Here is a 21,716-nt window from a genome sequence, read left to right as displayed (position 1 = left end):
CTCAGCGCGGTGGTGTGCGCGACACCAGCTCGAGCGCATAGCCCAGGCCGCGATGGGTCACGATGGGGTCGAGGTCGGGCCTCGCATCGCGCAGCTTGGCGCGCAAGGTCTTGACGTGCGTGTCGACCGTGCGGTCGCTGGCTTCGCAGTCCGGACCCCACACCTCGTCCAACAGGGCGCTGCGGCTCCTGATGCGGCCTTCGGCACGCCACAAGGCCTGCAGCAGCCCCAGCTCCAGCCGCGTGAGATCCAGCGGCCGGCCGCCCAGCCAGGCACGCTGGCCGTCGAGCTCCAGCATGGCCGCAGGCGCCGCGGGCGGCGGCGTCCAGGCGGCGCGCCGCAAAAGCGCGCGCACCCGCGCCACCAGCTCGCGCGGGCTGAAAGGCTTGGCGACATAGTCGTCGGCCCCCGCCTCCAGGCCGAGCACCCGGTCCATCTCCTCGCCCTGGGCGGTCAGCATCACGACCGGCAGGGTGCGAAGGCGGGGCTCGCTGCCCGCCCGCCAGGCGCGGCAGAGCGCGAGGCCATTGCCGTCTGGCAGGCCCACGTCGAGCACCGCCAGCGCCGGCGGATCGGCGCGCGCCAGGCGATCCGCCTCGCGCACCAGCAGCACCTGCTCCACGCGCCAGCCCTCGCGCTCGAAGACGAACGCGACGGTGCCCGCGATGGCCGGATCGTCCTCCAGCAGCAGGATGCGCGGCGCGGGCAGGGAGACGCTCACGCGTTCACGGCATCCGGATGCCGCCCAGCACCGGGAACAGCTTGAGCAGGCCGTCGGCCAGCAACTCCACTGCCATCGCGGCCAGGATCAGGCCCATCAGCCGCGTCATCACGCTGATGCCGGTCTGCCCCAGGACACGGGCAATCCGGTCGGACGCGAGGAAGACGAGGTAGGTGGCCAGGCCGATCACCACGCCATAGCCCACCAGAGCGGCGTGCTGCCAGAAGGTCTTGGTCTTTTCGGCGTAGATGACCATTGTGGAAATGGTCGCCGGGCCGGTGAGCAACGGGATGGTCAGCGGCACGACGGCGATGGAAGATCCGGCCTCGGCCTTCTCCTGGCCCTGATGGACATCGTCGGGCCGGCTCTCGGCCTGCTGGGCATTGAGCATGTGCACGGCCGACATCAGCAACAGCAGGCCGCCGCCGACCTGGAAGCTGGCGATGGTGATGCCGAAGAACTCGATGATCTTCAGCCCCGCGAGACCGCTGATCGAGATCACCAGGAAGGCCGCCGTGGCGCTGACGCGCCGGGTGTGGCTTCGTTGTTCCGCGCTGAAGTTCTGCGTGAAGTGCAGGAAGAAGGGCACCGCCCCGATCGGATTGACGATGGCCAGCAGGGCGATCAGGGGTTTGAGAAGGTCCATGCGCCGCATTGTGGTGCGACCCGGGACGGTCATCCCCTCATTCGTGGGGGATGGGGCTCAGGGGAAGCCCGAGGGACTCGCGGTCCCGCCGCGGAAATACGACACTTTGGCCGCCGGCGCTTTGTGGTGGCCGTGGAAATAGTCCCATAATAGTTTGGGGGGCCTCCACTGGACAATCGTTCAAAGCCCCCGGTTTCGCTGTGTATGGACGCGGCACCTTTGCTTGATGGGTTCACGCTGGGTTGAAGCTCCACATGGTCTTTTTGTTAGTGAGCGATTGAGGAGCTTCCCCCATGGGAAACAAGCTTTACGTCGGCAACCTCGCCTACAGCGTGCGTGACGACTCCCTGCAACAAGCGTTTTCCGAGTTCGGCACCGTCACGTCCGCCAAGGTCATGATGGACCGCGACACCGGCCGGTCGAAAGGCTTCGGCTTTGTCGAGATGGGCTCGGATGCCGAGGCGCAATCCGCCATCAACGGCATGAACGGCCAGACCCTGGAAGGCCGCGCGATCGTCGTCAATGAAGCCCGCCCCCGTGAAGAGCGTCCGGGCGGCTTCGGCGGCGGTGGTGGCAGCCGCAGCGGCGGCGGCGGCTACGGTGGTGGCGGCGGTGGCCGCAGCCCCTACGGCGGCAGCGGCGGTGGTGGCGGCGGCTACGGCGGCGGCGGTGGTGGCGGCTACGGTGGTGGTGGCGGCGGTGGCCGCAGCCCCTACGGTGGCGGCGGCCGCGGTGGCAACCGTGGCGGTGGTGGCGGCGGCTACGGCGGCGGCAGCAGCGGCTACTGATTGACCCAGGGCTCGGCACGTCGGCCGAGCCGGAGCTGCTCGAAGAGCCGCCAGATGACTCGGCCGGAATGACCGGCAGGAAAGGGCGCTAGCGAGAGATCGCAGCGCCCTTTTGCTTTGATGCCCGCGAAATCCGCGGATCCTAGGGTTCTCGCCGCGCCTTGCGGCCACGGCCGGCGAGCAGCCTGTCGAAAAGCGGATTGGGCAGCATTCGCAGCAGCTTGGCGGCGACCCCCATCTGCCACGGGATGACCCGATAGCTGGTGCCTGCCTCGATGGCACGGAAGGCGCGCTCCGCGAACTCCGCCGGCTGCATCAGGAACGGCATCGGGTAGCGGTTCTCTGCCGTCAAGGGCGTGGCGATGTAGCCAGGGACGAGCGTCACCACACGCACCCCGGATCCGCGGCACTCCCCGCGAAGGCTCTCGCAATACGCCACCACGCCTGCCTTGCTGGCGCAGTAGGCCCCGTGGCCGGGCAGGCCGCGGATGGCGGCCACACTGGCCACGCCCACCAGGGTGCCGTGGCCGCGTTCACGCATGGCCGCCAGGAAGGGATGGAAGGTGGCCGCGAGGCCGAGCACGTTGGTGTCGAGCGTCTCGCGCATGACCTGCAGGTCTTCCTGCTCGGCCGTGTCCATGCCCACCGAGATCCCCGCGCTGGCGATGACCACTTCGGGCAGGCCCTGCTCCGCCACGCATTGACGGCCGGCGGCGACGATGCTTTCCACCTGTTGGACATCGGCCGCGTAGACCTTCCAGCGCTCCGGCGCGAACCCCTGCGCAGTGGCCCACGATGCCACCGCCTCGGTGCGCCGGGCCACCAGCGCCAGGCGCCAACCCGCCGCGTGGTAGCGCGCGGCGAGCGCCTGGCCGATGCCGCTCGAGGCGCCGGTGATGAACGCCAGCGGCGCGGTGTTCACTTGGCCGTCGCTTTCACATCCAGTGGCAGCAGCGTGGCGCGCACGCGGCCGTGCAAGGTGACGAACTGCGTCGCCTCGTCGAAGTCCATGGCATCGGCCACCAGCACGCTGCCGCCCTGCCGCACGGTGACCGGCTTGTCCGACTGCACCTGCCGCTGCTGGGCGAGCACCAGCAGGTGCTCGCCGGTGATATCGACTTGCCGGCCGTCCGGGCCGGTCGAAACGACGTGGGCGCCGCCTTGCAGGCTGTAGCGGGATCCATCGCCTGCCGCCAGGGCCTGGCGCGCGGTGGCCTCGGTGCGGCGACCGTCCGCACCCGCGGTCGCCAGGCGCACGGTGTCGACCTCGATCTCGTCGGTGTCCGGAAAGTGGCGCACCTGCTCGCCCTCGACCTGCGCGATCAGTTGCCCGTCGGGGTTGTAGCGTTGCAGTTTCGCCCGTTCGGCGGTGTAGTCCGGATCGTGGCGCACGGCCTGGGCCGAGCGCTCGTCCGGCGAGCGCGGCGAGTAGCGCGCCAGCCACCACGTCGCGGCCGCCAACGCGCTCATCAGCAGCACCGGAAGGTAGGTCGTGAGCATGCCGCGCAGGCGGACGCTGAAGGCTTCGCGCCGTCGCCGCTCCCGGGTCTCGGTGGTCTCGGGTGCGATGCCGATCGCGACCGGGACTTCCGGCAGGTCCGGCAGGTGCAGCTCAGCCGTCACGCCCTTGTGGCCTTCAGCGGCTGTCCAGGGTTTGCAGGTGGCCGTGCAACAGCCCGGCGTAGCGGCCCGCGGCCACCAGCAGCAGGTCGCAGAACTCTCGTGCCGCGCCCTCTCCGCCGCGCGCCGCGGTCACGTGATGCGCCACTGCCTTGACTTCGGCGTGCGCGTTGGCCGGCGCGCAGGCAAAACCCGCTCGGGCAAAAAGTGGCAGGTCGGGCCAGTCGTCGCCGATCACGGCAGCCTCTGGCCAGGCGACACCCAGCGAGGCCAACAGCGGCTCGGCGGCCGCGACCTTGTCGCCCACGCCGAAGACAGCATGCTGCAAGCCCAGGTCGGCCACGCGGCGCCGCACGGCCGGTGAATCGCGGCCAGTGACGACGACAGGCACGATTCCACCCTGCGCCAGCAGCTTCAGGCCATGCCCGTCGAGGACGTGGAAGGCCTTGAAGGACTCGCCGTGTTCGCCGATGAAAAGCCGCCCGTCGGTCAAGACGCCGTCGACGTCGAAGATGGCGGCCTTCAGGCCCGACCCCGGGCCCTGGGCCTTGAGCAGCAGCTCGGGTGGAAACTGCAAGGCCGGCATCAGATCACCTTCGCGCGCAGCAGGTCGTTGGTGTTGAGCGCCCCCACGAGCAGGCCCGCTTCATCCACCACCAGCACGCTGGTGATGCTGTGTTGCTCCATCAGGTCGGCGGCGTCGACCGCCAGCGCATCCGCACGCACGCGCTTGGGCCCGATGTGCATGACCTCGCGCGCCTTGAGCGCGCGCAGGTCCGCGCCGGTCTCCAGCAGGCGGCGCAGGTCGCCGTCGGTGAAGATGCCCACGGGCTGCTGCTGCTCGACGATGACCGCGAAACCCAGGCCCTTGTCGGTCATGGTGTGCATCATGTCGATGAAGCCCGTCTCGGGAGCGACGCAGGGCAGGGCTTCGCCGGTACGCATCAGGTCGTGCACGTGCATCAGCAATTTGCGGCCGAGCGCGCCGCCGGGATGCGATCGAGCGAAGTCGTGTTCGCGAAAGCCTCGGGCATCGAGCAAGGCCACGGCCAGCGCGTCGCCGAGCGCCATTTGCGCGGTCGTGCTGGCGGTCGGGGCCAGGTTGAGCGGGCAGGCCTCCTGATCGACCGCGCAGGACAGCGTGACCTCGGCATGCCGCGCCAGCGTCGACCCGGCCCGCCCGGTGATGGCCACCATCGGCACTCCCAGCCGACGGACGGCGGGCAGGATGGCATTGATCTCGTCGCTTTCGCCGGAGTTGGAGATCGCCAGCAGCAGATCCTCCGAAGTCACCATGCCCAGGTCGCCGTGGCTGGCCTCCGCCGGGTGGACGAAGAAGGCCGGTGTGCCGGTGGATGCGAGCGTGGCGGCGATCTTGCGGCCGACGTGCCCGCTCTTGCCCATGCCCATCACCACCACGCGGCCCCGGATGGCGAGGATGGCTTGCAGGGCTTGCGAGAAGCTCGCATCCAGCCGATCGCGCACTCCCCGCAAGGCGGCGGCCTCGATGTCGAAAGTCTCGCGCGCCAAGGCGAGGGCACGATCGGGATCGAAGGGCTTGGCAGCGGCGATGTTCAAGGCAGACCCGGGTACAGAATGGGGGGATTCTAGGAGCCCATGGCCTCGACCCTTTCGCTCATCCTGCTGTACCTCGTTGCCGCCGTGGCCGGGGTCGTCGCCTGCCGCAGCCTGAAGCTGCCGCCCATGCTGGGCTACCTCGTCGTCGGGGTGCTGATCGGCCCCAATGCGCTCGCGCTCGCCAAGGACTCGGCGGCGGTGAAGGTGCTGGCCGAGTTCGGCGTGGTGTTCCTCATGTTCGTCATCGGGCTGGAGTTCAACCTGCCCAAGCTGCGCAGCATGCGCACCATGGTGTTCGGCCTGGGCTTGTCGCAGGTCTCGCTGACCATCCTGGGTGCCGTGGCCGGCAATGTGCTGCTGGGTGTCGGATTCGGGTGGCTGGGCATGGCATGGGACCTCGGCTGGCAGGGTGCCGTCGTGCTGGGCAGCGCCATGGCGATGTCGTCCACGGCCATCGTCGTGAAGATGATGTCCGAGCGGCTGGAGCTGGAGAGCGAACACGGCCGTCGCGTGATGGGCGTGCTGCTGTTCCAGGACCTGGCCGTGGTGCCGCTTCTGGTGCTGATCCCCGCGCTCAATTCCAGTGGCGAGGACATGGCCCGCTCGCTCGGCCTGGCCCTGGTCAAGGCGGGCGTGGTGCTGGGCCTGTTGCTGCTGGGTGGCCAGAAGCTGATGCGCTGGTGGCTGACCCTCGTGGCCCGCCGCAAGAGCGACGAGCTGTTCGTGCTGAACCTGCTGCTCGTCACGCTGGGGCTGGCCTGGCTCACTGAACATGCCGGGCTTTCACTGGCGCTGGGCGCCTTCATCGCCGGCATGCTCATCGCCGAGACCGAATACAAGCACCAGGTGGAGACGGACATCCGGCCCTTCCACGATGTGCTGCTGGGCCTGTTCTTCATCACCGTCGGCATGAAGCTGGACTGGCGGCCGCTGTGGGACCAGTGGCTGCTGGTCCTGCTGCTGACGCTGGTGCCGGTGGTCGCCAAGGCCGCGCTCGTGGCCGGGCTGGCCTATGCCTTTCGCGCCGCGCCAGGGGTGGCGTTGCGCACCGGCCTGTACCTCGCCCAGGCGGGCGAGTTCGGCTTCGTGCTGCTGACGCTAGGCAGTGACAATCGCCTGATCCATGCCCAGTGGACCAGCGCGGTGCTCGCCTCGATGGTGCTGTCGATGCTGGCGACGCCCATCATCATCCAGTACAGCAACCGCATCGTCATGCGGCTGGCCTCGAGCGACTGGCTGATGCAGTCGGTGGCGCTGACGGCGATCGCCAAGAAGGCCATCCGCACCGAGGCCCACGTCATCATCTGCGGCTACGGCCGCAGCGGCCAGAACCTGGCGCGCCTGCTGGACCAGGAGCACATCCCCTACATGGCGCTGGACCTGGACCCGGACCGCGTGCGCCAGGCCGCGGCGGCCGGCCAGAGCGTGGTCTTCGGCGATGCCGCGCGGCTGCAGAGCCTCATGGCGGCGGGGCTGGCCCGCGCCAGCGCGGTGGTGGTCAGCTATCCCGACACGCCATCGGCCTTGAAGATCCTCGACCTGGTTCGCCAGCACGCGCCGCAGGTGCCGGTGGTGGTGCGCACCATCGACGATTCGGACCTGGAAAAGCTGCGCGCGGCCGGCGCCACCGAGGTGGTCCCCGAAGCCGTCGAGGGTTCGTTGATGCTGGCCAGCCATGCGCTGGCGCTGGTCGGCGTGCCGATGCGGCGGGTGATCCGCCTGGCGCGTGACGCCCGTGACGCCCGGTACCGGCTGCTGCGCGGTTACTTCCACGGTGCCGACGACGACACTTCCGAGGAGCTGCAGCAGGAAAGACTGCGCACCGTCAGCCTGCCGCATGCCGCGGCGAGTGTCGGATCGACGCTGTCGGACCTCGCGCTGCACGCGCTGGACGTGCACGTGGTGTCCATCCGACGGGCCGATGGCCGCACCGTGCCGCCCGACGACAAGCTGCGCCTGGCTGGCGGCGACACCCTGGTGATCGCCGGCCTGCCCGAGACGCTCGCACTGGCCGAATCCAAGCTGCTCTCAGGCTAGCCGGCGCGCGCGCCGCGCCGGCCCTCCAAGGGCGGGCGCGGATCCTGCGGCAGACGGGTCCACTGCGCCCTCTGTCAGGTCAGCGACGCCTTCTGAGCGCGCGCAGCGCCGCTCCCACCCAGGGCGTGCGCGGATCCGGCTTCGCCGGTCCGCTGCGCGAGCCCCCTCGGGGGGCAGGCCCCGGCAGGGGCCGTGGGGGCCAATTCACGCCGCCGGCATGCCTCGTTCGAGATTCGCTCTCATGCGCTCGGCCATCACCGCACCGGCAGCGCGGAGGAACTCGATGGCCATCTCCGGCTGACGCTGGGCGAATTCGTCGAAGCGGTTGCGGGTCAGGCCCCACAGGACGCTGGGGGACATGGCCTCGACCTGCGCCATGCGCGGTGTTTCCGCGAACAGCGTCGGCTCGCCCACCACGGCGCCCGGGCGCAGGATGGCCACCGGCCGGCGCACCGGCCCGGCATCCGGCACGTAGACCTGCAGCGTGCCGCTCTCGAGCAGGTACATCACCCTGTCCATGTCACGGAAGCGGATCAGCGTGTCGCCGGCCCGCAGCTTGAACTGCTGCATGAAGGTGGCGAGCTGGCGCCACTGGCTCAGGTCGAGCCGGGCACGGAACGCGTCCTCGGCGTTCAGCGTCTGGATGGCTTGCAGAAGGATCTCGACGGCCATGGATGTGACCCCCTCCAGGCGTTGGGTGCAGCGGCCTCCCGGGCGCACGCCGCCGCACGAGGCAGTTGTGGATGTGCAACCCATTATCAGCAGACGGTTCGACGGCCGACAACCGCAAAAAGTGGCGTTCGTCGGCCCCGGGGTGCCGCTCGTCGTCTTGCGCGGGCTACTTGCCGATGCAGAAGCGGCTATTGAATCGCAAGTCCGCGCCAGTACAGGGCTGTCGACGAGCCCGCCACCCGAAAGGGACACAGCCGTGGACACAGCAAGCCCACCTGCCTTCGGCGACCGCCCCGACCGCTGCCAAGTCGTGACGCCATCGTCCGGCCGTGCCCCGAGCACCGCCGGCTTGATCCCCGGCGGCTCACACCCACGTTCATCGCGCCGCTCGGGGCACGCCCAGGCGCGATGACAAAGGAAAATGCGATGAACGATTCCACCGACCGCCGGGCCGAAGCGCCGCGCGTCATTCTTGTTGGCAACCTGGGCCTGAAGCAGCGTCTGGAGCAGCTCCTGCGCCGCATCGAGGCACTGGACCCGCCGACGGATCGCGAGGCGGTCAAGCCGCTCCGGGCTGCTTCGCTGACCGAGTTTCGTATTGGCGACCTGCTGAAGCAGGCAACTGGCGCGATCGACACCCTGGAAGATGCGGTCGCCCGGCCGTGCGGCGAAGGACCCTCTCGGCTGACCGTCGCCGATGCTTATGACAAGTTGAGGTTCGCCTGGCCGATTCTTCACCGCCACGCGGCTCAAGGGGACAGGGAAGGGGGCGGCACCGATGATTGCCTGGCCGAGTTGGAGCTCGCCATCGTTGCGGCGGAAGGCCAGGCACCTTCCCAGTTGGAGGGTGCACTGGCGCTGGCCCAGGTGCGCATGCTCGCGAGCTGCCATCGCGAAACTGTGGCAGCCATCCAGCATCAGGCCGTGTACTGGTTGACGAAGGGCCGCGCGGTACGCGTCGTCCTGGCCGCCCAGGTACGCAAGGTCTTCGGCGAACGCGCGATGCCCTTGTCGATGTCGCCAGACGAAGTGGCTCGGTTCCTGGTGGGCGATCACCTCCCTGCCGCGAGCCCATCCGATCAGGCCTCGTGGAACAACGGCACGGCCAAGCCAACCCGGACCACCTTCAATCTGGCGGCGTACACCCAGCTCACCGACTGATCGCAAACGGGCCCGTCGGCGCTCAAGACGTCCCGCGAGGCAGTCGTGACAGCAACGTTCGCGTGCCGGCAGCACGCGGATCCCCCCGCGAGTTGGCCCTGCCCCGCCATGCCGGTTTTCGCCGGCGGGGCCATCCACACACCGGAGAATCCCTTGTACAAGCTCGAACCGTCACAGACCGCAGCAAGCCTGCCCAGCCCGCCGCCCGACAGGAATCACATCGCCCTGTCGGCCAACCTTCGTTGCTCGTCCCTCTTTGGAATCGAGGCATGGCGGCCGATTCCCGGCCTGCCTGGCTACCAAGTGTCGAGCTTCGGCAAAGTGCGCAGCCTGCCCCGGGTGATCCAGCGCGGCGGCCGCTCGGCCAGGATGTCCGGCCGCATTTTGCGGCCGACGCTGCTCAAGGTGGGCTACCTTGCCCTGAACATCCGCGGCGCCACTCGGTATGTGCACCACCTCGTTTGCGACGCGTTTCATGGCCCTTGCCCTAGCGGCATGGAGCGGCGCCATCTCAATGGCAGCAAGACCTGCAACTGGGCCAGCAACCTCGCATATGGCACTTCATTGGAGAACCACGACGACATGCGGCGCCACGGTCGCGCTCCCTTGGGCGAGCGGAACCACAGCGCCACCCTGACGATGGCGGAGGTCGCCTGGGCTCGCCAGCAGGCATCTGGCGGCCACAGCGACATTCGCATTGCGGCCATGCTGGATCGGCCTGTCAAGACCATCAACGCGGCCGTGATCGGCAGGACATGGGCACATTGCCCGGTTCCACCCGTCCGGCGCCGGCCTGGTTGTACCGACCGCTCAGGGGGAACAAAAGGGTAGCCGACCTTGGACGCCCACAGGCGGCCTGCCGAGCCTCGCTCTATAGAACTTCGAGCGCCCGCCAGCCGGAGACGTCCGACACCGAAACGCGCCGCGGCAGCAACGGCGAGGGCCGAGCTCGCCGCACCGGCCCTGCTGCGCCAAACGGCGCGCCGGCGTGAGCGGCGTCGGCTTGCCACTGCGGCACAAGCCAGGCGATGCCCTCGATCGCCGGCTCTTGAGTTGGCCAGCGCAAGTCCAGCCCTTCCTCCAGCTCCCGGAAGGGCTGCAACGACCGCTCGCGCCAGCCGCCGAACGCGACCTCCACACTGACTAGCCAGTAGCGGGGGCCCGCGATCACGCCCACAGCGAGGCGCTCGACGCGCGTCGCCGCCGGGCGATGGCCCTTGGCGTTTCTCCCGGCGCGGGCCTCCCGCGCGCGATTGAAGCAGCTCACACAAATCGCGTCGACGACGAGGCCACCGCGGTCGCGAGAACCTGGCTGCGTCCAACACCGGACGCAATGCTGACGCCGCGGTGGTGGATCGAACCGCAGAGGTGGTGCGCCCTCGCTCTGCAATGGCCGTCGGGTCGGCACTTCGCAGGGAGCGTCGGCGTGTTCGACCCGATGCAACGCGCCTACGCCGCAGCCATGGCAGCTGGGCCTGCCGACCTTCACGTTGTCTGCGCATGCCTGCGTCGAAAGCATTGCCCTGAGCGGCCGGCAATTGAAGTGGCGCTGGCTGGCGCACAGCTCGCGGTACTGGACGCCCGCTGCTGGTGGCCAATCGTCCAGGGTTGGCCTGATGCGCGCGATGGCAAAGCTCTCGTTCCACATGCACCGATGCTCGGCGCACGACCACTGAAGCGGCGTAGCGCTCGTGAAATGAGGTGCTCCAGCGTGTCAACCAAGTGGCGCGTGGCTGACGCCAGCAACGGCGTCCATTTGGTCTCTTGCCGTCTCGCACAAGCCCGCTGCACGACACGGGACTGACACTTGACTCGTCAACCGGGTGTCAAGCTGGCCGTCAACCCTTCTTGGCCTGCCAAATGACGTTGGCCGCCACCTTCTGTGCAGCGAACTTGTCGCGTTGGCGCTCGGCGAGCAAGGCCTCTACCAGGGCCCCGGCGCACATGGCCTCCACCAACTTCAACGTCGCCGCGTCGGGTTGCAAACCCATTAACTGAAGCGCGGCCACCAGCCGGGCCAAGCGTTCTGTCTCGAACTCCGCTTCACTCAGCTCATGCTCGATGCCGGCCAGAGCCATTCCGACGACCTGGTTGTCGCCCATTCGAACCAGGCAAGGCTCCAGGCCCGATTCCCTCAGTGCTGCAAGCAGCTCCTGGGCGTTGATGCCGGAGCCGAGCCGCAGTGACACCACCGCCGCTTTTAATGCCCGACGGAAGGCTTCGCCCGCCTCCCCGGAAGTCAACCCCTGCAATTCCTGGGACAGCCGGCCCGCGATGTCATCCAGATCCCGGCAGTCGTCGAAAATCCCGGTCGGCACCGCCACCGAGGGCTCCTGGGCCAACACGTCCCAAGCATCGAGTCGCTCGCGCCAGAACGGGTCTTCCCCGACGGGGCGCTCGTCGTCGGGATGCACATAGCCCGGCGGCGGCGCCACCATTTCACCGGGCTGGTCCAGCCGCTCCAACGGCCGGATCTCCCAGCGAGAGGTGTCTTCGGAGAACTCGTGAAAGGCCAGCGGCACGCAGGGTGCGCTTTCCAGGCGGCGCTGAAACTCCCTCAACCAGGCGAGGTAGGCAGGGTCAACATCACCCACGCATTGCTCTCGCAGGTGTTCCGGCACGCTGACCATGATTGCCTTGGCGAGCGCCTCCGGCATGATGTCCCGACGCACCGTTCCGCCGGCGTGGTCCGCCAAGTAGCGAGAACCCGCGCCTTGCGAGTACCGGTAGAGCACACGGCTCGGGTGGCCAAGAACGTGGAACTCGCAGCGCCAGTAGCCCGCGCCCCCCACGTAGGGCAGGAAGGCAAGCCGGCCGAAGCCGTTCTCCGCCAGGTGAATACCGGCCTGCAGCAATCTCATTGACGCTTCGAGCAGTGCAACGTCATCCACGCTGACCCGGCGACCGCCTGGAGTTGCTGCGAAAACATTCATACCACTGCCTCCTTCCCCCGCTGGGAGCGGCATGTTGCCATCCGACAGGCTGGTTAGCTCCAGGTCAAGTTCGGATCACTGCCCGGCAAAATCTGTGCGACTCTCATTCCTCAACGCCTGCGCACCGGCCTGGAGATTCGTCCAGATCACCCCATGAGCTTGTGGCTCTGCAGAATGAGCGCATCAACTCGGCAAGGGCCGTGAGCCACGGCCACCCACCACCCAACATGCCCTACAACGATCGCCTGTTCCAGCTGCTGCGAGAGCTCGATGACGCGGAACTGCGCTCGATCTGGGTCACGGCCCTGCGCCGCGAAGGCGGCGACGAAGAATTCGACGCCGTGCCTCATGAGCTGAAGGTGGCCCTGATCAGCGCAGATTGGCGCGCCGTGCATGGCCACTCGTTGCGCAATCTCTTGCGCGACAGCCATGACTTGCCCTGGAAGCGCATCCTCATCGACGTCGCCGACAAGCTCAAGCCCGGGATTGGCTGGACGGCCTTCGACATGGATGACCCCATCAGCGAGGCGGAGCTGGAGCGGGTGATCCTGCGCTTCTTCGACGAGCGCGCTCGTGACGCCTGGGCGGCCATGAAGGACGAGGACAAGCAGAAGCTGGCCGACCAGATCGACGCCGAGCTGGCGTCCGCGGCCGGGCTGACCCGGCAGCAGGCGACCAAGGCCGGCTTGGGTCATGTCACCACCACGTCGCTGGCGACAGGCATCGGCACCGGGCTGCTCTCCGGCGCCGGCGCGCTGGCCCTGGCCAGCGGCACCACCACGCTGGCGCTTGGCGGCTTGATGGGCGGCGCGCTCTACCAGATCGGGCTGTGGGTCGTGGTTCGGGTGTTCGGCGTGCTGTCCGGCGCCCAGCTTGTCGCGTCCGGCGGCGCGGCCGCGGTGGGTGGTGCGCTGTTGTCCGCCCCGGCAGCGGCGGCGTTTCTTGCCAACGCGGCGATGTCGACCTCCTACCGCAAGACGATCCCGGCCACCTTGCTGCTGCTCGGCGCCCACGAGATGCGCCGCCAACTGGCCGAACGGGAGTGAGCGCCGTGTCGTTGCACCTCATGCAGGTCCCGGGCTGGCTGCTGGCGGCCGTGGACGCCAAATCGGCCTTCGTCGACGGAGCTGTGGTCAAGGACGCTGCGACGCGCCAGATCCTGGCCCATCTGCAACCCACACAGCAACTCAGCAACCTGGTGTTCGAGCAAGGCCTCGGCCTGGTCTCCCAGCCCTTGACCGCATTCAGCAGCGTGGCCGGCAACCTGCAGCTGTTGGAGCTCAAGCACATGGTCGAGCAGGTGCAAATGGTGGCCAGCATCGGCGCCGCAGCCTCGGTTCTGAACTTGGGCATCTCGGTCGGCGGCTTCGCCATGGTGCTGCACAGCCTGCGACGAGTGGAGTCCAAGGTCGACGCCGTGGCGGCCAGCATCAACTCGGTGGCGATGCTCCAGAAGGCCGAGTTCATGGGCCGCTGCAGCCACGCACTGCGCCGCGCCGAAGACGCTTTCAGCCTGAGCGCGCCGGCCGAGCGTCTCCGCTACTGGCAGGAGGCCGACTCCCTCCTCGCCGAGCTGACCGAGGTCGCCCTCCACCTGGTGGCCAGCCAAGGCTTGCCGCTGGAAGGCGCCCCGAGGGCGGACCTGACCGAGCGCGACCGCTTGCGGCTGCTCGCCAGCCCCCCAGTGCTGGACACGCTGCGCTGGCTGATGGCCTTCAGCGCCGCACGTACAGAGGTACTGCTGTGCTTGGGCCACCCCGGCAACGCGGCCGAGGTGGCCAGCCGCAGCGTCGAGTGGCTGGCCCCATTGCCAGCGTCCGTCAAGGCGCTGGCCCAGGCCAGGCTGGCGGGCCGGGTGCTGCCGCCCAGCCAGATGCAGGTCGTCACCAGCCTGGCGAAGGCCACAGGCACGTTGGTAGCGGCCGGCAGGGAGGTGGCCTCTTCGCGCGCGGCCCTTTGCCGCGATCTGCACGCCCAAGGGGCCGATACGACCCAGCACATGCTGCAGTTGCGCGAAGACCTGCAGGCGCGGGTGCTGGCGTGGGCGCCGCCTGAACCGCCAGCACAAGGCCGCTCATGAGCAAGGTCCTGGGCGTACTGGCCGTCCTTGGCATGCTGGGCCTTCTGCGTGGTGCGTTGCTGTACGGCGCAAGCCGCTGGTGGGTGGACCGGCGCAAGCCGATTGTTCCGCCGCCCAGCGCGCCCGAGGACGGTACCTGGGTCGAGGTCGAAACCTTCGGGCGTAGCCGCCAGCTCCAGCGGCTCCGCGTCGCGTCTCGCGCACGCCATTGGGTGGCGGCGCTGTACGCGGCGGTGGGCCCGTTGACTTGGCCGCTGCTCGCCTGGCGCTACGGCGCCAGGGCAGCCACGTTGTGGAGCTTGCCCGTGTTGGCCGGCCACGCGCTGGTACTCGGGCTCGTGCTGAACGAGAAACTGGGCATCGCCTGGCTGGGCCTGGGCGTTCCAGTCGTCTACTTCTTGCTGGCCCTGCGCCTCGCGTCGCGGGACCACGAGCGGCGCGTCGCCGGCCTGCAGCGCCGCGGCTGGCACAGCCTGGGCTGCTCCCGCGTGCTCGCCAGCACTCGCACCGCGTCCAACTCGCCGCGGCCGCCATCAGCGTTCGGCGCGGCCGCGACGTCGCCCACCTCTGCCTCTTTACGCCACCTGACCCCGCCGCAGCGCTGACACTACGCCCATGCTCGACGACATCAAGAAAACACTCTGGGCCGCCGCCGACAAGCTGCGCGCCAACATGGACGCAGCCGAATACAAGCACCTGGTGCTCGGCCTGATCTTCCTGAAGTACATCTCCGACACCTTCGCCGCCCGCCGCGCCGAGCTGCAAAGGCGGCTGGCCGACCCCGCCGACGAGTACTACTACGGCGACGCCAGCGCCGAAGACCTGGCCGCCGAGCTGGAAGACCGCGACTACTACAAGGCCGTCAACGTCTTCTGGGTGCCTGAGGCCGCCCGGTGGGGGGCGCTGCGCGCCGCCGCCAAGCAGACTGACATTGGCAAGCGCATCGACGACGCGCTGACTGCCATCGAGGTCGAAAACCCCAAGCTCAAGGGCATCCTCGACAAGCGCTACGGCCGCGCCCAGCTGCCCGACGGCAAGCTTGGCGAGTTGGTCGACCTGGTTTCCACCATTGGCTTCGGCGAAGACCCGTCCGCCGCCCGTGACGTGCTGGGCCAAGTCTACGAATACTTCCTGGGCCAGTTCGCCAGCGCCGAGGGCAAGAAGGGCGGGCAGTTCTACACCCCTGCCAGCATCGTGAAGACGCTCGTGGCCGTGCTGGCGCCGCACCACGGCAAGGTCTACGACCCCTGCTGCGGCTCGGGCGGCATGTTCGTGCAGAGCGAGAAGTTCATCGAAGCCATGGCGGCAAGCTGGGCGACGTGGCCATCTACGGCCAGGAATCGAACCCCACCACCTGGCGCCTGGCAGCCATGAACCTGGCCATCCGCGGCATTGACTTCAACCTCGGCCGCGAGCCGGCCGACACCTTCACCCGCAACCAGCACCCCGACCTGCGCGCCGACTTCATCCTAGCCAACCCACCCTTCAACATCAGCGACTGGTGGCACGGCAGCCTAGAAGGCGACCCGCGCTGGGTCTACGGCGACCCGCCGCAGGGCAACGCCAATTACGCCTGGCTGCAGCACATGCTGCACCACCTGAAGCCCGAGGGTCGTGCCGGTATCGTGCTGGCCAACGGCAGCATGAGCTCCAGCCAGAACAACGAGGGCCAGATCCGCGCCGCGATGGTCGACGCCGACGTGGTCGAGGTGATGGTGGCGCTGCCCGGCCAGCTCTTCTTCAACACCCAGATCCCGGCCTGCCTGTGGTTCCTGGTCAAGCAGAAGCAGGCGCGTCAGGGCGAGGTGCTGTTCATCGATGCCCGCAAGCTGGCCCGCATGATCAGCCGCGTGCAGGCCGAGCTGAGCGACGAAGTCATTGAGCGAATCGGCGCTACCGTGGCCGCTTGGCGTGGCAAGTCCGGAGCCGATGCGTACGCCGACGAGCTTGGCTACTGCCGCAGCGTGAGGCTGGCCGAGATCGCCCAGCACGGCCATGTGCTGACGCCGGGCCGCTACGTGGGCGCTGAGGAGGTCGAGGACGACGACGACGCCTTCGCCGAGAAGATGCAGAAGCTCACCGAGAAGTTGGGCGAGCAGATGGCAAAGGGAGCGGAACTGGACGAGTCGATCCGGCAGAGGCTGGGGGGGCTGGGATATGAGTTCTGAATGGCGTGAACTCACACTTGGCGATCTGTGCGCAGAGCAGGGCGGATCAGTTCAGACGGGGCCCTTCGGCAGCCAACTCCACACTTCCGACTACACCGAGGTAGGTGTGCCGGTAGTCATGCCAACCAACATTGGCGAAGGCGGGATAGATGTCGGCGGTATTGCCCGCATTGGCGCCGCCGATGTAGAGCGCTTAGCTCAACACAAGCTGAAGACCGGAGACATCGTCTTTAGCCGGCGCGGAGACGTGACAAAGAATGCCCTAGTCCGCGACTTCGAAAGCGGCTGGTTGTGTGGCACTGGATGTCTGAAAGTGCGCCTAGGCCGTTGCTCAATAGCCAGCCCGAGCTTTGTCTCTTACTTCTTGCGTCAGCCAGAAGTCAAAGACTGGCTGATTCGGCATGCCGTTGGCGCCACGATGCCCAACCTCAACACCGGCATTCTTTCTGCGGTTCCGCTGAGACTTCCACCACTGGCGGTTCAACTCGAGATAGTGGAGATGCTGGGTGCGCTCGACGAGCGCATCGCCCTCCTGCGCTCAACCAACGCCACCCTCGAAGCCATCGCCCAGGCGCTGTTCAAATCGTGGTTCGTCGATTTCGACCCCGTGCGCACCAAGTTGGAAGGCCGCGCCCCCGAAGGCATGGACGAGACCACCGCCACCCTGTTTCCAGATCGTCTGGACGTCGGGGACGAGGGCGAGCGGCCTGCCGGCTGGTCGCGTCGACCCATTCAAGACGTGGTCTCGGCCGTCTACGACGGCCCGCACGCCACGCCAGCAGAGGCCGACTCGGGGCCGATCTTCCTGGGCATCAAGAACCTCACCGGCACTGGCCTGGATCTCGACGAGATCCGTCACATCAGCGAGAGCGATTGGCCGCAGTGGACACGCCGGGTCACGCCTCGGGCCGACGACATCGTCTTCAGCTACGAAGCCACCTTAGGCTTCTTCGCCCTGATCCCGCCAGACTTGCGGTGTTGCCTGGGGCGCCGCCTGGCGCTCATTCGACCGCATGCCGTCGATGGCGCAGCGCACTTCTGGTTTCACCAGTTCACGGCCGCACCCTTCCAGCGCTGGCTCGAGAAGCACACGATCCACGGCGCTACGGTCAATCGGATCGCGCTGAAGGAGTTCCCCTCATACCCGGTACTGGCGCCCCCGATACCGCTGCAACTGGCGTTCGATGATGCTGTACGCCCGCTCTGGGCGAGGATTCACAAGAACTCCGCCCAGGCCAAGACACTCGCCGCCGTGCGCGACACCCTTCTACCCCGGCTGATTTCCGGTCAAGTTCGCCTGCCCGACGCCGCGACCACCTTGAATGAGGCCATCGCATGACTCGACCCATCAATGAGAGACAGGCCCTTTGGGACGACTTCCTGACGCGCTGGCCTCTCGAGACATTGGGCGAAATGACACTACCCCAGTACGCCACCGCTGGCGACAAGGATTGCTTCGTCTACTGGCTGGAAACCGCGACGGAAGACCTGGGGTCGATCTGGGGCGGCTCGGCCTTCAAGTTCGGCATCTACTCACGCAAAAACCAGGTCGACAAGACCAGCAAGCGGCCGATTCACTACGACGCCCAATACGCCTGGGCCGCCAAGTACGGCGAGACCCGTGAAACGGCATTCACGGCCGTCCGCGACATCATCGTCGAGGTCGCCAGCGCTGCGCGCGCTGGCAATCTGGCGGCAGTCGAGGACGCAGACCTCGGCAACGCCACCAAGTGGAAGATCGCCTTCCTGTATCAGGATCGGGTTCAACCGAGCATCGTTCCCGTCTTCAGCCGCGAGAGCTTGGAAACGCTGTTTGGCCCGCGCAAACCGGGAACGCCGCACAAGACCTGTGCGCAGATGCAGGCAGCCTTGGCGGCGGAGCGCGGCGAGCGCGCGCTACTCGCCTATGGCGATGAGCTATGGGCGCGAGTTGAGACGGTGGAGTCGGCCAAGCTGACCAGCGAGCAGGCGCTGGCGCTGCTGCAGGACTCCGATCGCTTCAAAGCCACCATGGCGCCGGCGCAAAAGATCGCAGGGTTCCGCAACAGCGACGGCCTGGAACTGGCCTTGATTCGCGAGACAGCTACTCCGACATTCTTCCTGACGCCGGGTGACTGGCTGAAGCCCGCCCGGGGCTACCTCGTGTCTGACCCTGTGCTCTATACCGCCGACAGAGAGCGCAACAGCGGGCTGGCCACACATGCTCCCAGCCTGGCACTTGGTCACCCAGCGGCCAGCGTCAAGGTGGCCTCACGGGCTGATCTCTTGAAGCTGCTGGACGCGTACGACGACCCTGAGGGTAGTAGCGCCACTGACAGCCCTGTGCCACCTTTGCCGATGCCATCGGCGCTGACCATGCCGAAGCCGCCACTGAACCAGATCTTCTTCGGTCCTCCGGGCACCGGCAAGACGTACACGACGGTCGACGCCGCATTGAAAGTTCTGGATCCAACGTTTCTGGCTGCACATGTCGGCGACCGGGTGGCACTCAAGGCGCGCTTCGACGCGCTGGTGAAGGACAGGCGAGTCCGATTTGTCACCTTCCACCAGAGCTTCAGCTACGAGGACTTCGTCGAGGGCATTCGGGCGACAACGGAGACTGACGACGAGGCAACGTCTGGCGCCATTCGCTACCGCGTCGAGAAGGGCGTGTTCGCGGAGCTTTGCCAAGATGCCAAACGCAATCGACAGTTGGAGGCGAAGATCGGCGTCCGCAGTGCGGCGAGGGTGTGGAAGATTTCGATCAAGGACGCCAACGCTTCAGACCACACTCGCCAGTACTGCCTGACGCATGGCGAGGCCCGCATCGGTTGGGCAGAAGCGGGTGACTTGCGCAATGCAAACCTCGCCGACCCAGCGCTGAAGCTTGGCCCCAAGGACCAAGCGTCGCTTCTGAACTTTGCCCACGAGATCGCGGTAGGTGACGTGGTCGTCTGCTTGTCGTCGACATCTTCGATCTGCGCGGTCGGCGTTGTCAGCGGCGACTATGAGTACGCCGCGCAGGTCCCCCAGGGCGTTCGCAGTGACTACGTCCACAGGCGGCCGGTCCACTGGCTGACGACAGGCATCGACTTCAACATCCTGCCTTTGAACAAGGGTGTTCAGTTGACGCAGCAGACGGTGTACCCGCTGTCGCGCGTCGATTGGCCGGACCTGCTTCAGGCGCTGAAAGCGGAGGGTGTGACGCTCGCCGACGTGCCGACCACGCTAGATCCGACCCCGGAGCCCTACGTGCTGATCATCGACGAGATCAACCGCGGCAACGTCTCGCGCATCTTCGGCGAGTTGATCACGCTGATTGAACCTTCCAAGCGCGCTGGCGCTGACGAGGGGTTGGAGGTGGTGCTTCCCTACTCCAGACAGCCCTTCAGCGTGCCCGCCAACGTCTATCTGATCGGAACGATGAACACCGCCGATCGGTCCCTCGCCGGGCTGGACGTGGCTTTGCGTCGACGATTCGTCTTTAGGGAGATGCCTCCGCGGCCCGACTTGCTCGATGCGGTCACGGTGGCAGGCATCTCGGTCGGGCAGCTCTTACGAACCCTAAATCAGCGCATCGAGGCGCTGCTGGACCGTGACCACTGCCTGGGCCATGCCAACTTCATGGCGTTGAGGGCCGAGCCGAAGATCGAACTCCTGGCGGCGATCTTCCGCAACCAAGTGCTGCCGCTGCTGCAGGAGTACTTCTTCGAGGACTGGCAGCGGATCCAGTGGGTGCTGAACGACCACCGAAAGCCGGCCAAGGCCTTCCAGTTTGTTCAGGCCCGACCGCAAGACACGGCGAGCTTGTTCGGCGACGACGTGAACGTCTCTCGCAGTCGCCAAGCCTGGCTGATCAACGACATCGCGTTTGACCACCCAGAGAGCTACCTCGGGGTGATGGACCACACCGCAGCAGCGTGAACGAGGTCATCAGCGTCCGTGAGTACGCTCGGCTGACCACCGAGCCGGTTGACGCTTCGCTGGACCGCGCGCAAGTGAGAGCGAGCGCGTTCGACTATCTCTGTCAGCTGAATGCCTCGTTCTCGCGTGCCGGCGTCAGCCTGGTTCAAGTGGAGGGGCGCCGTTGGCTGCGGCTGGACAACTATGTGGGCGTGCTGCAAACGCCCTGCGGCACGACACTGGAGGTGCTGCCCAAACACCACGAGCACACCGACAGTCTGAAGGACTGCCGAGCGTTGCTGCGCAAGATGATCCAGGCCACCCTGGACTTGCCCGCCCGCGAGGTGGGGCCAGCCCCACTTGAACTTTTCGACGCGCCCCTGTCCGAATGGGTGATGCAGCGCTTTCTAAGCGAGCTCGATCTGCTGGTGAAGCGCGGTCTGCGTTTCGAGTACCAACGCGTAGAAGACGAGACCCCGTTCTTGCGCGGCCAGTTGAACCTGGTGGCCCAGATGCGCCAGCCGCCAGGCAGGGATCACCATTTCCATGTTCGGCACGACATCTACTCACCCGATCGGCCTGAGAACCGCCTGCTGCGCCTGGCCCTGGACCGGGTGCGCCAGGCCACCCAGGAGCCCGAGAATTGGCGCTTGGCTCAGGAGCTGAGCTTTCGGCTGGCCGAAGTACCACCTAGCCGGCGACTGCGGGAAGACTTCCGCGCCTGGGGCACCGACCGGTTGATGGCCCACTACCAGGCCGTCAAGCCGTGGTGCGAGCTGATCCTGAATCGGCACATGCCGTTGGCCGTGCTGGGCGAGCAGTTTGGTCTGAGCTTGCTATTCCCGATGGAAAAGCTGTTCGAGCGCTACGTGGCGGCCTGGCTGCGGCGGCAGGTAGCCTCGTGGGTAGACATCCGCACACCAGCCAGCAGCGAGTCACTCTGCCTGCATGGCGGCAGCCCCATCTTCCAGCTGGAGCCGGACGTGCTGCTGCGAGCTGGGGGACAACGTTGGGTGCTGGATATGAAGTGGAAGCGCCTGGATGGCAGCGACCGAGCGGGCAAGTACGGCCTCAGTCAGGCAGACTTCTATCAACTCTTTGCCTACGGCCACAAGTACCTGGCTGGCCAAGGCGAGATGGCGTTGGTGTTCCCCCGCTCAGAGTCCTTCGCCAAGCCGCTGCCGCCGTTCGATTTCGACTCGGACCTTGCGCTTCACGTCTTGCCGTTTGATCTTGATGCGGACCGCCTGATCGGTTGGGATAGTCTTCAGATCCCGCTGCGCCAGGTGCATCAGGTCGTGCACGCTGCCATTGCCCTTTAGATAAGGCCCCATGAGCGCGATCGCGACACGTCCTCTGTGTGCAGTAGCCGGCTACGATTCATGCCAAACGAGGCAGCGGCGCGCTAGCTGCGCGGCCGAGGAGATTGC

Annotated in this window: 19 protein-coding genes and 1 pseudogene; 11 read left to right on the top strand and 9 right to left on the bottom strand. The window is 67.2% G+C overall.

The window, feature by feature from the left end:
• Window position 1: 1 nt before the first annotated feature.
• Together ACS5PM_RS10600 and ACS5PM_RS10595 are read right to left on the bottom strand one after the other, a co-directional pair.
• Window positions 2-721, bottom strand: a complete 720-nt coding sequence (locus ACS5PM_RS10600; RefSeq protein WP_439387579.1) for a winged helix-turn-helix domain-containing protein — start codon at window positions 719-721, stop codon at window positions 2-4.
• Window positions 722-725: 4 nt separating this feature from the next.
• A complete protein-coding gene (locus ACS5PM_RS10595) occupies window positions 726-1,367 on the bottom strand; it encodes a MarC family protein (protein WP_439387578.1) in 642 nt (213 codons plus the stop codon).
• A gap of 293 nt (window positions 1,368-1,660) precedes the next feature.
• Here ACS5PM_RS10595 and rbp point away from each other — a divergent pair, with 293 nt between their 5' ends.
• Window positions 1,661-2,155: an RNA-binding regulator gene (gene rbp / locus ACS5PM_RS10590; protein WP_439387577.1), complete on the top strand. Its 495-nt coding sequence runs from the start codon at window positions 1,661-1,663 to the stop codon at window positions 2,153-2,155.
• A 142-nt stretch (window positions 2,156-2,297) separates the two neighbouring features.
• Here rbp and ACS5PM_RS10585 read toward each other — a convergent pair whose 3' ends face one another.
• From ACS5PM_RS10585 to ACS5PM_RS10570, 4 genes are read right to left on the bottom strand one after another with little or no spacing between them, the layout of a single operon-like run.
• Window positions 2,298-3,077, bottom strand: coding sequence for an SDR family oxidoreductase (locus ACS5PM_RS10585; protein ID WP_439387576.1), 780 nt, complete (start codon window positions 3,075-3,077; stop codon window positions 2,298-2,300).
• A complete protein-coding gene (gene lptC / locus ACS5PM_RS10580) occupies window positions 3,074-3,778 on the bottom strand; it encodes an LPS export ABC transporter periplasmic protein LptC (RefSeq protein WP_439387575.1) in 705 nt (234 codons plus the stop codon). The genes ACS5PM_RS10585 and lptC overlap by 4 nt, the downstream gene beginning before the upstream one ends.
• Before the next feature lie 13 nt (window positions 3,779-3,791).
• The gene (locus tag ACS5PM_RS10575) at window positions 3,792-4,361 is read right to left on the bottom strand and encodes a KdsC family phosphatase (RefSeq protein ID WP_439387574.1); all 570 of its coding nucleotides are present in this window, start codon (window positions 4,359-4,361) and stop codon (window positions 3,792-3,794) included.
• Window positions 4,361-5,353 carry a KpsF/GutQ family sugar-phosphate isomerase gene (locus ACS5PM_RS10570; protein WP_439387573.1) on the bottom strand — a complete coding sequence of 331 codons (993 nt, stop codon included), beginning with the start codon at window positions 5,351-5,353 and terminating at the stop codon, window positions 4,361-4,363. The genes ACS5PM_RS10575 and ACS5PM_RS10570 overlap by 1 nt, the downstream gene beginning before the upstream one ends.
• A gap of 39 nt (window positions 5,354-5,392) precedes the next feature.
• Between ACS5PM_RS10570 and ACS5PM_RS10565 the strand changes: the two genes are divergently transcribed.
• A complete protein-coding gene (locus ACS5PM_RS10565) occupies window positions 5,393-7,390 on the top strand; it encodes a monovalent cation:proton antiporter family protein (RefSeq protein WP_439387572.1) in 1,998 nt (665 codons plus the stop codon).
• Between the two features lie 204 nt (window positions 7,391-7,594).
• Here the strand turns inward: ACS5PM_RS10565 and ACS5PM_RS10560 are convergent, their stop codons facing one another.
• The gene (locus ACS5PM_RS10560) at window positions 7,595-8,062 is read right to left on the bottom strand and encodes a cyclic nucleotide-binding domain-containing protein (protein WP_439387571.1); all 468 of its coding nucleotides are present in this window, start codon (window positions 8,060-8,062) and stop codon (window positions 7,595-7,597) included.
• Between the two features lie 426 nt (window positions 8,063-8,488).
• Here ACS5PM_RS10560 and ACS5PM_RS10555 point away from each other — a divergent pair, with 426 nt between their 5' ends.
• Window positions 8,489-9,223, top strand: a complete 735-nt coding sequence (locus ACS5PM_RS10555; RefSeq protein ID WP_439387570.1) for a hypothetical protein — start codon at window positions 8,489-8,491, stop codon at window positions 9,221-9,223.
• A 153-nt stretch (window positions 9,224-9,376) separates the two neighbouring features.
• On the top strand, window positions 9,377-10,054 hold the full coding sequence (locus ACS5PM_RS10550; protein ID WP_439387569.1) for an NUMOD4 motif-containing HNH endonuclease: 678 nt from the start codon (window positions 9,377-9,379) through the stop codon (window positions 10,052-10,054).
• Window positions 10,055-10,094: 40 nt separating this feature from the next.
• Here the strand turns inward: ACS5PM_RS10550 and ACS5PM_RS10545 are convergent, their stop codons facing one another.
• Entirely contained in the window at window positions 10,095-10,871 is a 777-nt protein-coding gene (locus ACS5PM_RS10545) for a hypothetical protein (RefSeq protein WP_439387568.1), read from the bottom strand.
• Window positions 10,872-11,061: 190 nt separating this feature from the next.
• The gene (locus ACS5PM_RS10540; RefSeq protein ID WP_439387567.1) at window positions 11,062-12,156 is read right to left on the bottom strand and encodes a hypothetical protein; all 1,095 of its coding nucleotides are present in this window, start codon (window positions 12,154-12,156) and stop codon (window positions 11,062-11,064) included.
• 227 nt (window positions 12,157-12,383) lie between these two features.
• Between ACS5PM_RS10540 and ACS5PM_RS10535 the strand changes: the two genes are divergently transcribed.
• The 7 genes and pseudogenes from ACS5PM_RS10535 to ACS5PM_RS10505 all read left to right on the top strand — a co-directional run bounded on the left by ACS5PM_RS10535 (window position 12,384) and on the right by ACS5PM_RS10505 (window position 21,608).
• Window positions 12,384-13,202, top strand: coding sequence for a hypothetical protein (locus ACS5PM_RS10535; protein WP_439387566.1), 819 nt, complete (start codon window positions 12,384-12,386; stop codon window positions 13,200-13,202).
• 5 nt (window positions 13,203-13,207) lie between these two features.
• The gene (locus tag ACS5PM_RS10530; RefSeq protein WP_439387565.1) at window positions 13,208-14,236 is read left to right on the top strand and encodes a hypothetical protein; all 1,029 of its coding nucleotides are present in this window, start codon (window positions 13,208-13,210) and stop codon (window positions 14,234-14,236) included.
• Window positions 14,233-14,841: a hypothetical protein gene (locus tag ACS5PM_RS10525; RefSeq protein WP_439387564.1), complete on the top strand. Its 609-nt coding sequence runs from the start codon at window positions 14,233-14,235 to the stop codon at window positions 14,839-14,841. The genes ACS5PM_RS10530 and ACS5PM_RS10525 overlap by 4 nt, the downstream gene beginning before the upstream one ends.
• A 10-nt stretch (window positions 14,842-14,851) precedes the next feature.
• Window positions 14,852-16,404 (top strand): annotated as a pseudogene (locus ACS5PM_RS10520) (class I SAM-dependent DNA methyltransferase).
• 118 nt (window positions 16,405-16,522) lie between these two features.
• Window positions 16,523-17,743, top strand: a complete 1,221-nt coding sequence (locus ACS5PM_RS10515) for a restriction endonuclease subunit S (protein WP_439387563.1) — start codon at window positions 16,523-16,525, stop codon at window positions 17,741-17,743.
• Window positions 17,740-20,307, top strand: coding sequence for a DUF8426 domain-containing protein (locus ACS5PM_RS10510; protein WP_439387562.1), 2,568 nt, complete (start codon window positions 17,740-17,742; stop codon window positions 20,305-20,307). The genes ACS5PM_RS10515 and ACS5PM_RS10510 overlap by 4 nt, the downstream gene beginning before the upstream one ends.
• On the top strand, window positions 20,304-21,608 hold the full coding sequence (locus ACS5PM_RS10505) for an McrC family protein (RefSeq protein WP_439387561.1): 1,305 nt from the start codon (window positions 20,304-20,306) through the stop codon (window positions 21,606-21,608). Before ACS5PM_RS10510 ends, ACS5PM_RS10505 begins: the two co-directional genes overlap by 4 nt.
• Window positions 21,609-21,716: the final 108 nt, after the last annotated feature.

This window comes from Ideonella flava (assembly GCF_051857595.1).
Classification (GTDB): Bacteria; Pseudomonadota; Gammaproteobacteria; order Burkholderiales; family Burkholderiaceae_C; genus Ideonella.
Note: the sequence above shows the minus strand (reverse complement) of the source record. Positions and strands in the feature narration are given on the sequence as shown.

Excerpts from the sequence above, each read along its gene's own strand:
- ACS5PM_RS10540 (WP_439387567.1), bottom strand. The coding sequence starts at position 12,156 with ATGAATGTTTTCGCAGCAACTCCAGGCGGTCGCCGGGTCAGCGTGGAT.
- ACS5PM_RS10515 (WP_439387563.1), top strand. The coding sequence starts at position 16,523 with ATGCCAACCAACATTGGCGAAGGCGGGATAGATGTCGGCGGTATTGCC.
- ACS5PM_RS10555 (WP_439387570.1), top strand. The coding sequence starts at position 8,489 with ATGAACGATTCCACCGACCGCCGGGCCGAAGCGCCGCGCGTCATTCTT.
- ACS5PM_RS10560 (WP_439387571.1), bottom strand. The coding sequence starts at position 8,062 with ATGGCCGTCGAGATCCTTCTGCAAGCCATCCAGACGCTGAACGCCGAG.
- ACS5PM_RS10535 (WP_439387566.1), top strand. The coding sequence starts at position 12,384 with ATGCCCTACAACGATCGCCTGTTCCAGCTGCTGCGAGAGCTCGATGAC.
- ACS5PM_RS10565 (WP_439387572.1), top strand. The coding sequence starts at position 5,393 with ATGGCCTCGACCCTTTCGCTCATCCTGCTGTACCTCGTTGCCGCCGTG.
- rbp (WP_439387577.1), top strand. The coding sequence starts at position 1,661 with ATGGGAAACAAGCTTTACGTCGGCAACCTCGCCTACAGCGTGCGTGAC.
- ACS5PM_RS10525 (WP_439387564.1), top strand. The coding sequence starts at position 14,233 with ATGAGCAAGGTCCTGGGCGTACTGGCCGTCCTTGGCATGCTGGGCCTT.
- ACS5PM_RS10510 (WP_439387562.1), top strand. The coding sequence starts at position 17,740 with ATGACTCGACCCATCAATGAGAGACAGGCCCTTTGGGACGACTTCCTG.
- ACS5PM_RS10545 (WP_439387568.1), bottom strand. The coding sequence starts at position 10,871 with ATGTGGAACGAGAGCTTTGCCATCGCGCGCATCAGGCCAACCCTGGAC.
- ACS5PM_RS10595 (WP_439387578.1), bottom strand. The coding sequence starts at position 1,367 with ATGGACCTTCTCAAACCCCTGATCGCCCTGCTGGCCATCGTCAATCCG.
- ACS5PM_RS10575 (WP_439387574.1), bottom strand. The coding sequence starts at position 4,361 with ATGCCGGCCTTGCAGTTTCCACCCGAGCTGCTGCTCAAGGCCCAGGGC.